The sequence below is a fragment of the Edaphobacter sp. genome, assembly GCF_035532915.1.
Taxonomy (GTDB): Bacteria; Acidobacteriota; Terriglobia; order Terriglobales; family Acidobacteriaceae; genus Edaphobacter.
The window spans coordinates 1-14,393 of the sequence record NZ_DATKQC010000227.1; the positions used below are offsets into that span (position 1 = coordinate 1).

At 55.5% G+C, this 14,393-nt stretch carries 9 protein-coding genes and 1 tRNA gene; 2 read left to right on the forward strand and 8 right to left on the reverse strand.

Going from position 1 to position 14,393, the window contains the following annotated elements:
• Window positions 1–46: 46 nt before the first annotated feature.
• On the reverse strand, window positions 47–2,956 hold the full coding sequence (locus VMU57_RS10980) for an FAD-binding and (Fe-S)-binding domain-containing protein (RefSeq protein WP_325383335.1): 2,910 nt from the start codon (window positions 2,954–2,956) through the stop codon (window positions 47–49).
• 104 nt (window positions 2,957–3,060) lie between these two features.
• A complete protein-coding gene (locus VMU57_RS10985; protein WP_325383336.1) occupies window positions 3,061–4,560 on the reverse strand; it encodes a glycoside hydrolase family 125 protein in 1,500 nt (499 codons plus the stop codon).
• 139 nt (window positions 4,561–4,699) lie between these two features.
• Between VMU57_RS10985 and VMU57_RS10990 the strand changes: the two genes are divergently transcribed.
• The gene (locus VMU57_RS10990; RefSeq protein ID WP_325383337.1) at window positions 4,700–5,824 is read left to right on the forward strand and encodes a cellulase family glycosylhydrolase; all 1,125 of its coding nucleotides are present in this window, start codon (window positions 4,700–4,702) and stop codon (window positions 5,822–5,824) included.
• A 128-nt stretch (window positions 5,825–5,952) separates the two neighbouring features.
• On the opposite strand, the gene VMU57_RS10995 is transcribed toward VMU57_RS10990, so the two are convergent.
• A complete protein-coding gene (locus VMU57_RS10995) occupies window positions 5,953–7,719 on the reverse strand; it encodes a CRTAC1 family protein (RefSeq protein ID WP_325383338.1) in 1,767 nt (588 codons plus the stop codon).
• Between the two features lie 334 nt (window positions 7,720–8,053).
• On the opposite strand from VMU57_RS10995, the gene VMU57_RS11000 reads away from it, so the two are divergent.
• A tRNA-Ser gene (locus tag VMU57_RS11000) sits at window positions 8,054–8,143 on the forward strand.
• Window positions 8,144–8,308: 165 nt separating this feature from the next.
• Here VMU57_RS11000 and VMU57_RS11005 read toward each other — a convergent pair.
• From VMU57_RS11005 to VMU57_RS11025, 5 genes are read right to left on the reverse strand one after another with little or no spacing between them, the layout of a single operon-like run.
• Window positions 8,309–9,178 carry an NAD(P)-dependent oxidoreductase gene (locus VMU57_RS11005; RefSeq protein ID WP_325383339.1) on the reverse strand — a complete coding sequence of 290 codons (870 nt, stop codon included), beginning with the start codon at window positions 9,176–9,178 and terminating at the stop codon, window positions 8,309–8,311.
• A 25-nt stretch (window positions 9,179–9,203) separates the two neighbouring features.
• Window positions 9,204–10,220 carry an AraD1 family protein gene (gene araD1, locus VMU57_RS11010; protein ID WP_325383340.1) on the reverse strand — a complete coding sequence of 339 codons (1,017 nt, stop codon included), beginning with the start codon at window positions 10,218–10,220 and terminating at the stop codon, window positions 9,204–9,206.
• Between the two features lie 14 nt (window positions 10,221–10,234).
• The gene (locus VMU57_RS11015) at window positions 10,235–11,407 is read right to left on the reverse strand and encodes an L-rhamnonate dehydratase (protein ID WP_325383341.1); all 1,173 of its coding nucleotides are present in this window, start codon (window positions 11,405–11,407) and stop codon (window positions 10,235–10,237) included.
• Window positions 11,408–11,432: 25 nt separating this feature from the next.
• Entirely contained in the window at window positions 11,433–12,704 is a 1,272-nt protein-coding gene (locus tag VMU57_RS11020) for an MFS transporter (protein ID WP_325383342.1), read from the reverse strand.
• A gap of 4 nt (window positions 12,705–12,708) precedes the next feature.
• Window positions 12,709–14,391, reverse strand: a complete 1,683-nt coding sequence (locus VMU57_RS11025) for a GH39 family glycosyl hydrolase (RefSeq protein ID WP_325383343.1) — start codon at window positions 14,389–14,391, stop codon at window positions 12,709–12,711.
• Window positions 14,392–14,393: the final 2 nt, after the last annotated feature.

Below are 14,393 nucleotides of genomic sequence, written 5' to 3' on the forward strand. Positions count from 1 at the left end.
CACGTCATGATCGGTGCAATTTGAGCAATTTTCGAGGATATCGGAGCTATCGTTGATGGCTTTGCGCCAGAACCTCGGCCAGGTGCATGGGCTTGGCGGAGGTGTTTTGCGTGATCTGCTCCTGGCAGCTAAACCCATCGCTGACGATGATCGCCTCTTTGTTGCTGCGAACGGCGGGGAGAAGAACTCGCTCGCCGAGGGTTTGCGAGACCTCGTACTTGTCGGCTTCAAATCCGAAAGGACCAGCCATGCCGCAGCAACCGGAATCGAGAAGCTGAACATCGGCTCCGGTAGCGCGCAGAATCTGCATCTCGTCCTTCATACTCTGTGTGGCGTGGTGATGGCAGTGGCCATGAACGACGATCTTCTTATCGATCTGCGGAGGACGATAATCAGGCGCATGCTTTACGAGGAACTCGCTGAGGAGGAGAGTCTGATCGCGTAGTTTTGCGGCGCGAGGATCATTTGGAAACAGGTTGGTCAGCTCGTCGCGGAAGACCGAGGCGCAGCTTGGCTCGAGGACGACGATGGGAGTTCCGGCTGCCAGTTGCGGAGCGAGAGCATCGAGAATCTTCAGGAGATATTCCTTTGCCGTGTCCAACATGCCGAAGTCGTAGAGCGGGCGTCCACAACAGAGATGCTGCGAGGGCAAACCGACGCGGAAACCTGCGTCAGTGAGGACATCGTAAGCAACTCGCATCGTCGAGGGATGAAAGTAGTTATTGAAGGTGTCAGCCCAGAGAAAAACATCTTTACCGGTTTCAGGCTGGGACTTTTTTCGCTCGCGCATGAAGGGCTTGGCAAAGCGCGGCATCGTTCGTTTGCCGTGAATGTGGAGAGTGGATTTGATGATGTTGCGGATCAGAGGCGCGTTGTTGATGGCGTTGACGAAACCGGGAGCGATGGAGGCGAGGCGAGCCCAGCGGTCGATGCGCCCGAAGGCGTAGTGGAAGAGTGGGCGCGAGGCATGTTCGTAGTGATGCGACAAAAATTCAGCCTTGTAAGTGGCCATGTCCACGCTGGTGGGGCACTCGCTCTTGCAAGCCTTGCACGACAGGCAGAGGTCCAGCGATTCGCGGACCTGATCGTTCTTCCATTCACCGGGAAGGACTTCTTTCTGCATCAGCTCCCACAGGAGATGAGCGCGGCCGCGGGTGGAATAGAGTTCTTCGCCAGTGGCCATGAAGCTGGGACACATGGTTCCGGCATCCTGCTTACGACAGGCGCCAACGCCGACGCAGCGCAGAGTCGCAGCGGCGAAGGAGCCATCGTTTTCGGCGTAGGCGAAGTGGGTTTTAGGCTGCCAGGGCTTGTAGTCTGCGCCCAGGCGAAGGTCTTCGTGGGGCTGGTGCGGATCGACAAGATTGCTGGGGTTGAGGCGATTGTCGGGATCCCATATCTGCTTGAACTCGCGAAAGGCCTGCATGAGCTCGGGGCCATACATCTTGGGAAGAAGTGCGGCGCGGGCCTGACCATCGCCGTGTTCGCCCGAGAGCGAGCCGCCGTGAGCGACGACGAGATCGGCGGCGCGGTCGATGAATTCTCGAAAAGCGAGCACTCCAGCTTCGCTTTCGAAGTCGAAGTTGAAGCGCATGTGGACGCAGCCCTGGCCGAAGTGGCCGTACATGGGACTGGTGTAGTTGAACTCGCGCATCAGCGCATCGATGGCGCGGAGATAGGAGCCTTCCTGCGCGGGATCGACGGCTGCGTCTTCCCAGCCCTCCCAGCGCATGGGCTGGTTTGGGACAACGGCGGTGGCTCCGAGACCGGACTCGCGAATGACCCAGACTCGGTGGGCTTCGTCGGCGTTGTAGATGCGGCAGGTAGATTTGGCAGGAAGACTCTTTAATGTGGCAGCGAAGTCTTTGGCGTGCTGGTCAGCGTCGGGCTGGCTGTCGGCGCCGAACTCGACGAGGAGGAAGCCGCGGCCTTCGGGGAGCAGTGAGAGATCGTCTTCGAGCTTGTGCTTTTTACGAAGCGCGTCGAGGAGATGGCCATCCATGCCTTCGAGGCCGATGGGCTTGTGGGTGAGAAGTTGGGGCACGTGATCGGCGGCGATGAAGATATCTTCGAAGCCCACGCCGACGAGCGTTCGATACTGCGGACTCTTCATGAGCCTCAACGTGGCCCCGAGGATGATGGCGCAGGTGCCTTCACTGCCTACCAACGCTCGAGCTACGTTGAAATTGTTCTCGGGGAGCAGCTCGTCGAGGTTAAAGCCGGAGACACGGCGGGGGATGCGAGGAAATTCTTTTCGGACAAGTGCAGCGTACATGTCGCGGAGGCGTTTGAGTCCAGCATAGATGCCGCCGATGCGGCCTCCAGCGGCGATATAGTTCTCCAGTTCGGTCTCTGTCGTGGAACCTACGGTGAGACGGGTTCCGTCGTACAGCAGAAGGTCGAGCGACTCAATATTATCGACGGTCTTGCCGCCCATCAGAGCGTGGACGCCGCAGGAGTTGTTGCCGATCATGCCGCCGAGCGTGCAACGGCTGTGCGTCGCAGGATCAGGCGCGAAGGTAAGCTCGAACTTCTCCGCCGCTTCGCGGACGCGGTCGAGAACGATGCCGGGCTGAACATGGACCGTCCGACCGACGGGATCAACCAGGCCCATCTTGTTCATGTACTTCGAAAAGTCGAGGATGACGGCGGCATTGCAGCACTGACCTGCGAGCGAGGTCCCCCCGCCACGAGAGAGGATAGGGGCATTGAAGCTCCGACAGATGGCTACGGTGTTGATGACATCAAGCTCGTCGTGGGGGATGACGAGACCGATCGGAATGTGACGATAGTTGGAAGAGTCTGTAGAGTATGCCGCTTTAGAGGCGGCGTCGAAGCGGACTTCGCCACGAATTTTGGCGCGTAGCTGTCTTTCAAGTTCGGAGGCCGTGGGAAATTGGTCCTGAGTGCGTGCGTGCGAACTGGGAAGAAGGACAAAGGGTGACAGAGTCGACATGACGCGTTGCTCTCCAAAACGTACGGCTATTTTATGACGAGCGACACTTGATGATTTGGCGTTCTCAAGTCATTCCGAAAACTTATGCGCTTTGGAATTAGTATTTATGTTCTTACACTGAAATCTTCGCGCAGGAGTGGAGAGTGAGCGGTAGCGAGCTTTAGGATGAGTTCGCCGAAGAGCGTGTTGGCCCAGGCAAACCAGGCGCGGGTGAAGTCCCTGGGATTGTCCTGCTGAAAGGACTCATGCATGAAGTATTTGCCGCCGGTCGTATTGCGCAGGGTGTAGATGCATTGGCGAATCTCAGCGTCGCTATTCGAGGTGAAGGCGCGAATGAGAATCGACATGGGCCAGATGTAGCCGAGGCCGATGTGCGGACCGCCGATGCCCTCTGCCGCTTTGCCCTGGAAGAAGTAAGGGTTGTCCTTGCTGAGAGCGAAGCCGCGAGTGCGCTGATAAAGAGGATCGGAGATGGAGCAGGCCCCCAGGAAGGGCAGGCTGAGGAGGCCGGGCGCATTAGCATCGTCCATGCAGACGTGGTTGCCGTAGCCGTCGACCTCATACGCATAGATTTTGCCGTGTGTCGGGTGTTCGACAATGCCGTGGCGCGCGACGGCGTCTGCTACTTCGGCGGCCAGGGCATTGCAGTCCGACGCGAGTTTTTGGTCGGATGCCGCGCCCGCTAGCTCAGCAAGTTTTCTGAGCGAAGCGACGGCGAAGAGATTGGCCGGGATGAAGAAGGGATAGATGCAGGCATCGTCGGAGGGGCGGAACATCGAGCAGATCAGGCCATTAGGACGGATGGGATTTCCATAGCCGGAGAGCATAAGCGTATCGGTCGGCGATGCAGCTGGACGTTGAAAATGATAGGGACCATGGTTCGTCTTACGCTGCTGCTCGCGGAAGGTGCGGACGATGGCGTGTGCAGACTGCTTCCAGGTCTCGTCGAAGGGCGCGGTGTTCCCAGTGGCTTTCCAGTAAGAGTGGGCAAGTTGGATGGGATAGCAGAGGGAGTCAATCTCCCATTTGCGCTCGCCTACGCCGGGGTGCATGTCGGTGTCATCGTGCAGAGACCAGGAGAGCGGCGGGCTCGATACCGTTGGCATGAACGCATTCGCATAGGGGTCGATGAGGATGAGGCTCGCCTGACGGCGGATGACACCTTCGAGCAGAAGCGAGAGGGCTGCATCTTCTTTTGCGAAAGGGAGGTAGGGCATCACCTGCGCCGAGGAGTCGCGCAGCCACATGGCATCAATATCGCCGGTAACGACGAAGGTGTCGGGCTTTCCGTTGATGGTGGAAGGAGAGACGGTGGTGTCGAGAGTATTCGGAAAGCAGTTCTCGAAGATGCCAGCCAACTGCGGATCGGCAATCTGCTTCTTCGTACGGACGATCGCTGCTTCGATGGCGTGGCTGGTAAATTTTCTCTCTGCAGGAACAGGCCGCCCGTCGTAAGTGGAAGCGGGTGACGCAGCGAAGAGCGGCGAGGAGGTGAGCGCGGCAGCGCACAACAATCCTGAGCCTTGCAGCATCTGGCGACGCGTGATGAGGTTGGATGACTGCTCGACATTTGCTGCTTTGCCTGACGAAAAAGTGTCCTTCATGCTGTGGTTCGTTCCTCCGCGAATGGTCGGCTAACGGTAAGTATAGACAAATGAACTATGTAACCGATTTCATTCGATTCCTATATGATGAGGACCGGAGATCATTCAACCTATTTCATTGCCTTTGAAAGGTTTCGCCATGAAGCTCAAATTTGCTCTCGTTCTGGGTCTCGCCCTGTTAGAGACTGTTTCTGTTCTGGGTCAGGGGCGCCCGCGTTGGACTGAAAAACAAGCGAACGACTGGTACGCTAAGCAGCCCTGGTTGGTAGGCGCGAATTTTATTCCGTCCGACGCTATCAATGAGCTTGAGATGTTTCAGGCAGCGACCTTCAATCCTGCACTGAACGACAAGGAGCTGGGGCTCGGCGAGTCGATCGGGATGAACACGATGCGAGTGTTTCTGCAGGACCAGCTCTGGCAGCAGGATCCCGAGGGCTTCAAAAAGCGGCTCGACACTTTTTTGAGTATTGCGGCAAAACATCACATCCGGCCGCTGCTGGTATTGTTCGACTCATGCTGGGAGACCGATCCACATCTCGGCCCGCAACATCCGCCCATTCCGGGAGTCCACAACTCAGGATGGGTGCAGAGTCCCGGAAAGCGTGAGTTGCTCGACCGTTCGTATGAGCCGAAGCTAAAGGCGTATGTTCAAGGTGTGGTGGGAGCCTTCGCCAACGATGACCGCATCCTCGGCTGGGACGTGTGGAACGAGCCGGACAATCAGGGCGGCGATGTCGAGGCAGATGTTCCAGCAAAAGTGAAGCGTGTCGATGAGCTGCTGCCCAAGGCGTTTGCATGGGCCCGCGCGGAGAATCCGTCGCAGCCGCTTACGAGTGGCGTGTGGACCGGGAACTGGTCCGATGCTGCGAAGGAGAGCGCTACAACGAAGATTCAGCTTGCCCAATCGGATGTGATCTCGTTCCACAACTATGGCTGGCCGGAGGAGTTCGAGGCACGCATCAAGGAGCTGGAACCACAGCATCGTCCGATCCTCTGCACCGAGTACATGGCGCGTGGCGCGGGCAGCACCTTTGACGGCTCCCTGCCCATCGCAAAGAAGTACAACGTTGCGGCAATCAACTGGGGACTGGTGGCTGGCAAGACGCAGACTTATCTGCCGTGGGACTCGTGGAAGCGACCTTATGTGCTGATGCAGCCTACGATCTGGTTCCATGAGGTTTTTCGCCAGGACGATACTCCTTACCGGCAGCATGAGGTCGACCTGATTCGTCAGCTTACGGGCAGGGGAACGCCAGTCAGGTAGCCTGAAATCTCAGTCTGGATACGCTTGTAAAGCGAATGGCTTCGCCTAGGTATGGGTGAAGCCATTCGACTTATGGGGATCTGTTCGATTCCTTCAGAACCTGCATCAGCGAATGATGCAGGTTGCTTCTATTTCTCTGATTTATTGCCCGCGGGGGCTGCGGGCTTGTCCGGCTCGTCGACCTTCAAAATCCTGTCGCCCTGCACATTCTCCAGCTTCTGAACGATGCCGCTGGGCCAATGAATTTCGACCTCTGTGGCGACAGTATCTGTGCCGAGCCCAAAATGTGCGCGCTTGTCGTTGGACGAGAGATAGCTTCCTGCAGTCGTTACCGTCACAGATTGCGCACCCTTTGAGGTGGTCACCTTGATGACCGCACCAATGCCGTCGCGGTTGCTGCGGTGCCCGACCAGATAGAAGGAGATCCAGTGGTTCCGGGTCGCGGTTTCGTTGTGAAGAATGTGCGCGGGCCCGCCATTGGTGCTGACGACTGCATCCACCCGGCCGTCGTTGTCCAGATCGCCGACGGCCATGCCACGGCTGACCCACGGCTGCTGAAAAACGCTTCCCGACTCGCTGGAGACATCGACAAATCTTTTGCCGGTATTTCGTATCAGCATCATCGGCTCTTTGTAGTGCAACTGCGGATAACTCAATTGCACGGTATCCAGATCGTGCCCCTGCGCGATCAGCAGGTCCTTCCAGCCATCGTTATCGTAGTCGAGAAAGTGAATGCCCCAGCCGGAGTGCAACAGAGTGATCCCAGCGATGCCGGAGACGTAGCTGTCATAGGTAAAGCTGCCGTCGCCATTGTTGCGATAGAGTGCGTACTTCTGGTTGGCAAGATCAGTGACGACAAGGTCAGGGAGTCCATCGTTGTTGTAATCCTGGAAATCGATGCCCATGCCGGCGTAGGTGCGGCCATCGCCATCGACAGCGGTCTCCGCCGTCAATCCCGTCTCTTCAAAGGTGCCATCGCCCTTGTTCTGATAGAGAAACTCCAGCATGGAATCGTTCGCCACCGCGACATCAATCTTGCCGTCCTTATTGAAGTCGGCGATGGCGATGCCGAGTCCTTTGCCCGGCGCGCCCATGCCAATCTTCTGCGCGACTTCAGTAAAGTGTCCGTTGCCGTCGTTGTGATAGACCAGAGGCGAAATCGCGGGGAACGTGTCGGGATGGCAGTATGCGCGGTAGCCTTCGCGATGCTCTCCGCACCAGATATCGTTGAAGTCCCATTTCATGTAACGCAATACGACCAGATCGAGCAGGCCATCGTTGTCGAGATCGACCCAGGCTGCGCTTGTCGACCATCCACTTCCGCCGGTGCCGGACTTTTCGGTCACATCCGTGAAGGTTCCGTTGCCGTTGTTGTGGTACAGGTGATTGCCGCCATACCCGGTTACGTAAAGGTCCTCGTATCCGTCATTGTCATAATCCCCCACAGCGACGCCCATGTCGTAGCCAACGCCTTTGAGGCCGGCGTTGTCGGTGACGTCCTCGAAGGTTCCATCTTTCTTTTGATGGTAAAGCCGGTTCCAGTCTTTCTCGCTCTTCTTCTGGGGGATCGTTCCCAGCGGCGTCGGATCGGAGAGAGGAGCGCCATTCGCGAAGAAGATATCCAGCAACCCGTCATTATCGTAGTCAAAGACAGCGACACCTGACCCCATCGTCTCAATCAGGTACTTCTTTGAAGTGTGCGAGGCTACGCCTGTAAATTTAATGCCGCTGGCACTTGTGGTGTCGACAAAATGTCCCGGGACAAGCGAAGCGTCCGCAGAGTCCGATCCTGAATTGGCGGCCGAAGGTGTTTGTGACCATGAATTTGCCGGAGTCGCGAGAACGAGGAAGGTTAACGCATAGACGCACCACAAATTGACTGCATTGGTTCTCACCGCTCCGCTCCTACCTTCCCCTTAGTCCCAGTATGCATGTTTTCTTTCGAGTCGCCGGTCTCCAGGATTCAGGTCTCGACCGGTCTCATCTATCTGGCAATAAAGATACATGTTTCGAGCGGGAACTTGCTGGAATCCCTTACTCGCTGTATGGGCAGTGCTGAGGAACCGTTTCACTTCAGTTCCCCCCTCCAATGATGAGGGGAGGCAGAAGCGTCATAGTTTGGCAAGGATTGCTGATCACGCGTTCCAGGGCAACCGCTTGGATCCATATCGATCATTGAATTGACGTCTCTTTTGCGCTGGCGGCCAATCGCGTACTAAACTTCAAAGAGGAAGAGTGGCCGAGTGGTTGATGGCTCCAGTCTTGAAAACTGGCGTACCTGAAAGGGTATCGGGGGTTCGAATCCCTCCTCTTCCGCCATTTCTCATTTGGGTTAGCTTTGAAGAATCCACATACACTGCGCCAATCGCACTCCACCCAGAGGCGCCACATAGACGCAATAGAAGGCTCCCCAGGCCAGCAACGCGTTAAATTCTTCCTTGCGCGGACCTTCGCTACCCTTTTCCAGAGATATTTGTGTGGCGGCTATTTACTGCGTATCGGCTCAATCACCGACGACATATCTTTGTCAGCAAAACCTTTTGCCACGGCTGTATCAAAGAGAGACCGTGCCGCCTCAGCCGTTTTGAGACTTACCTTGCTGTGTGCCGCGTCCTCTTCTGCATATCGTAGATCCTTCGCCATAAGCTTCAATAAGAAATTCACGGAGTAATCGTGTGCTGTCATCCTTGCCGAAATAGCACCGAGTAGAGGACTTCCCGGCGCACCGGCTTTGAGGACCGCCAGCGCCTTCTCCCCGTCCAGACCACTGCGTTCAATCCATGTCAATCCCTCGGCCAACGATGCGATCTGCACACCGCAGAGAAAATTGTTAATCAATTTCATCCTGGCGCCACTTCCAACAGGTCCAAGATGAATGATCTCTTTACTCATTGCCTTCAACACCGGCGTCGCCGCTTCCAAAGTTGCCTCTTCACCGCCTATAAGGAATGAAAGTTGACCAGAGGCTGCCTGGATTCGGCTACCCGTTACAGGGGCATCCAGCAGCTTCGCTCCTTTTGTTGTGGTGGCGTCAGCAAACTCAGCGATCCAGGCAGGGCTGACCGTGCTCGATTCAATGAGGATCGTATCCTTTTTTACCGCTGCAAGTGCACCGTCGTGGCCCATCCATACTTCACGCGAGGCTGCGTCATCTGCGAGCATGCTGATGACAATTGATGCATCCCGGACGGCTTCCGCCGGGGTCGACGCAAGGCGCGCGCCGTCGCCGACCAGCGCCTTAGCTTTCTCGGGCGTGCGGTTATAGACGGCCAGCGAGAATCCAGCCTTCAACAGATTTGCCGCCATGCCGACACCCATAGTACCCAGGCCAAGTATCGCTACACTCTTACTCATTGAACTGCTCCTTATTACCGATTGATTACGCAAGCGGATGCGCTGTAATCAGTTTTTTCTCATCTGTTTTCTCTACGCGAACGGGATTGCGCAGAGGTCTCCCGAATCCCTCAAAATGGACTTCCATCCAGTCTCCATCCTGGAGCACAATACCGTCGCCGAAGCTGAGTGAATGTGCTCCGAAGAAGTGCACATGAACATCTCCCGGTTGGCGGTGCCCTTCAAACTTGAAGTGGTGATGTTCAAGATTCGCGAGGCTGTGGCACATGTTCTCTTCACCCGTAACAATGCCCTTCGACCAGATTGTCTTCGCTTCGCGTTCAATGCGAACCTCTCCCGCAATTGATTGAAAGCTGCCACCTATTAATAATTCAGGACCCAGACTGCAGTTTCGCAGCTTCGAACCGGCAAGATTCAGATAATTGCGCTTTTCAAAACTATGGTCAGAGAACTCATTGCCCGCGGTCAATCCGATGCGATAAGGGGCGCCGTCTTCTCCGACGATGTAGATGCCTGCCAATTCGGCCTCCTCTCCGCCATCCTCGGCGTGAGCAGGAATGCTCAGGGAAGCAAACGGAGCTTTCAACATGGAACCGTTGCCCTTGTAGAACCACTCTGGCGCAATGCCTATCTCTCCGGGCGAAGGACGGCCGCCCTCAACTCCCCACTGAAACATTCGCATACTGTCCGTCATCGCTTCGGATAGTTTTTGGGTGTCTGCAGCGTGCATCGCCTGCCGTTCCTTTGCGCTTCCAAGGTGCGTCAAGCCAGTGCCGGAGATCGTTAGTCGAGATGGGGCGTCAGGCACATCAATTGGCGGCAGCAGATGCCAGTCGGACGAACCGTCATAGACTGAGTCGTACTGCAATACCTCTCCATGTGCCAGCGCCACCGCCTGCTTGCTCAGCGTGTCACCATGCAGCAGACATTGGCGCACCAGTTCATAAATGCTCTCTACACCTATAAGGCAACGCAGGTTGGGTTCTTCGACCAATGCGACTCGACGGGAATCCCCGTTGCTGATTTGAACAAGGCGAATCATGATTGCTCCCTATCTCACTCGATAATCCTGAAGCGTTTCAAGGACTCTTCGTTAACGGTAAGCCCCAGGCCCGCGACGTTGTCGTCAAGGTCGATGCAGCCATCGACCGGGGTGGGTTCGCCATCGAAGATGTACCAGAAAAGTTCGTTGCCGACCTCGACATCGACCTGAGGAAAGAACTCTGCCATCGGCGAGTTAAGGCTGGCCATCACAACGTGATAGTTATGCATCTGTCCCGCATGCGGGACCACCGGAACCTGAAACGACTCTGCGAGCGCTAAAATTTTACGAGCCTGGCTGATGCCGCCAACCCGGTTGGTGTCGAACTGAATGTAGTCGAGGGCGTTCGCCTCGAGCAACTCACGAAAACCGAAGACCGTAAACTCGTGCTCACCGCCTGCGATGGGGACTCGGCCATAGGACTTTAGCTCTTTGTATCCGCGCGTATCGTCAGGGATAACTGGCTCTTCCAGCCACCGAAGGTGAAATGGCTCCAGCAGCGGCAGCATGCGCTTCGCATAATCGAGCGTCCATCCCATGTAGGCATCAGCCATCAAGTCGACGCCATCTCCCACAACCTCGCGTACCGTACGCAACAACTCGATGTTGCGCTGCATCCCTTCGGCGCCATCAACCGGCCCCCATCCGAAGCGCAGCTTCATCGCTTTGTAGCCCTGGTCTTTATAGCGCTGTGCTTCAACACGCAGCTCATTGAGCGGCATACTGTACAGGCGGCTTGCGTAGACTGGAATCCTTTTCTTTGTGCGTCCGCCAAGCAAGCGATAGACCGGCTGCTTCGCTGACTTGCCCATCAGGTCCCATAAGGCGATATCGACGGCGCTGATGGCTACCATACCTACACCTGTACGGCCAAATGCCATGGTCCGTCGATACATCTGCTGCCAGAGGTACTCTACGTCCCACGGATCTGCTCCTATCAAGAGAGGCCTGAGATAGTTATCGATACAAGCTTTAGTGACAAGAGGTGACAGTGCGGCATTGCCTAGGCCGACTAACCCCGCATCAGTAAAGATTTCCACGAGCACCCATCCATGAAACGCAAAATTCTCCATGGAGGCTTCGCGGAACATGACCAGGTCCATCGGGTTGGTACAAAAGTGAGGAGGAAGCGGGGTAGTCTTGCCTTCCCATTGAACGACGCGCGTACGTACCTCTGTAATCTTCATGGCAGGCTCTCTGTAGTACTCGTAATTAGCTATTGCTTGTTAGTAGATCTGGTGCTCGAAGCGGCTGCACCTTGCCTTCAAAAAATAAAATGGCAAGGAAACCAATAACGTGAAATGTTCCGACGATGTAAAACAGCGTTCCATATCCAAACCCGTGACCCAGTAGAAAACCGGCGACGACGCCAAAGACTGCACCGCCAATGGCACCGCCAAATCCAACAAGCCCGGATACAGTTCCAACTGCAGACAACGGAAAGATATCCGCAGGTAATGTCATGATGAGTCCTGACCATGACTGTTGGCAGAAAAAAGCAATGCTGAACAGCAACAAGGCCCAGCCCACAGGAACGTGCGGCACAAACATTACAACCGGCATAAATAGAGCGCTGATTCCCAGGACAATCTTTCGTGAGAAATCAAGCGACCTTCCCTTGACCAGAAGCACGCTCGATAACCAACCGCCTAGAAAGCTTCCTACTCCTGACGCCGCATACGGAATCCACGCATAGTAGCTGACGTGTTTAATGTCGAAACCACGCATATCATAGAGGTATTTCGGCAGCCAGAAGAGATAGAAGTACCACGCCGAGTCGCTCATAAATTTAGCAAAGACAAGCACCTGTACCTTGCGCATTCCGACTATTTCCAACAACGAGAGCTGCTGAGCGATCAATCGTGCATCGAGAGTGCCAATGGAAGCGTCGTTATTTCCTTGATAGCGCGCCCACCACCATAGGACCCAGATTAGCCCGATTGCTCCTGACACGAAGAACACCATTCGCCATCCGCTCGTGAGCAACACGATGCCAATCAAGGGTGGAGCTAATACCGACCCTACAGCCGTTCCTGCATTGATGATCCCCATGGCGGTGGAGCGCTGGTGCATGGGAATCCACTCCGCGACGACCCTGGTTGCTGCTGGGAACGCTCCGCCCTCTCCCATTCCCAATAGGCAACGCGCACTTAAAAGAAAGGCAAAGTTTGTCGCCAAACCATGAAGCGCACATGCAATGGACCACCAAAGCATGATGAGCAGAAATCCGCGGCGCGTTCCCAGGACATCGAGCATCCTGCCGCCTATCACATACAACAAGGCATACGGAATCAGGAACGCAAACTGTAACCACGAGAACTGCTGGTCACTGAGCGGTATCGCTTTCTGAATCGCGGATATGGCGACAGGCAGGGTCTGCCGATCGAAATAGCTGATGGCAATCGCCGCCGTAACCATCGCGACAAAGTACCACTGTATCTCGACCCGCTTATGCTTTCTGGCATTGCCTACCAGTATTGGCACTTGATCACCATTTCAGATGCATCAGTGATGTGGCTTGTCGCGGAAGCGCAGTGACAATCGTTACCTTGCCATCGTTCACATCCAGCCACTTTGGAGAACTGAGAAGCTCCAACTGCCCAGCTTCTTTCAACTGCGAATATTGCGCCTCGGTCGGCGTCTGAGGCGATCCCATGGCCTTCCAAACACGGTAGGAGTTGCTGTGTGTCTCGTCGATTCGATAGTGCTCCAACAGCACTCGCTTTATGTTCGATGGAATTCCCGAGATCGTGACCTGCACGTCAGCGCCAGCAGCCGGAATATCCTCGTCATGGTAGTCCCAAAGCATCACTGCTGCCTCACGGTTGCCCTTCGTCGCAAAAGCATCCACATCGTCGGCATTTCGTACTCCCGAACTGAGGATGTTGCTCAAAGGGATCTGCCCGGTGCTGCTTGTACTGACACGCTCGCCCGACATCAGGCCAGCCATGCGGAAGACATTGAGAACCGGCTTGTCGATCCCATTCGTAGACAGGGTCCGAAATCCTTCAAAGTATTCTTTGCCCTCAAACTCGAATGCCCAGGACAACATGGCGATCAGGTTCACTTTGTACTGATCTCGTAGATCGAACAATGACTTAATTGCCGTGGCGGTATATGCCGGATACAGCGGTCCATTGCGATATGCGTTGGCGGGGTTGACCTTCATCGAACAAGCGGCGCATCCTTCAGGATCAGCTTCGCTAAGAATGATGGGCAGGTGCGCGAACTTTGGATAGCTCGCGACAATGCTGAAACCCTTTGCCGCGGCATTCAGTTCATTTGCAAGCCCCATTTGGACGTGGCCATCGATGACAGTCGGGTGTCCCTTAGGGTGAAAGGAAATGAAATCGAGCGGTATAGCCTTTCCATTCACTGCACTCTTGCCGTTCAGGCAATGCTTGAGAAAGTTATTCAAAAAGGCTGATGCCTTCTCCGAAGCCGGCCCCGTACTCGCGGGCCCACCTACGATGGCATTCGGCAGAGCTTTACGAACGCCATCCACCGCGTAATCGTATAGCTTGTAATACTCCTCGGGAGTGCCATGCCAGTAGCCGATATCAGGCTCATTCCAAACCTCGAAATACCAGGTGCTGACTTTATCCTTTCCATAGCGCTGCACCAGATGCTCTGTGTATCTCCGCACCAGTTCTCCCCATAGCGCATAGTCTCGTGGCGGATTATTGGAGGCACCGGATATTGTATTTTTCGGATAACGAACCTGATATTCGTTTACTCCCGGAACTTTAGCGGCCAGATCCTTCGGCATGAAGCCCAGTTCCACCACCGGACGGACCCCGGCTTTCTGGAACTCATCAAAGGTCTTGTCAGTGATCGTAAAGTCGTAGACAGGCTTTCCGTTTGCGTCCACCGTGAATACATTGGAGGAGCTCCACTTCAACTCGGCAACTCCGTTACCTGAAGTCAGCAAGTGATGTGCCCGGATGTAGACCGGCTCGGGACTGAGATCGTGCAACTCTCCCAATAGCTCTTTGCCATACTTCATCGTTGTGTAGTTTGACTCGTCGTATCCAAACCAGCGATAGATAGGCGTATACGCCCCCACAGGCTTAGCAAGGTCGACCTGAATCGATACCGGGTTTGCTGAAGGAGCCTGTGCGGCCGCTTGAATAGCAGCCGCACAAAGCAGGGTGATTGCAAGCTTGTGCATCG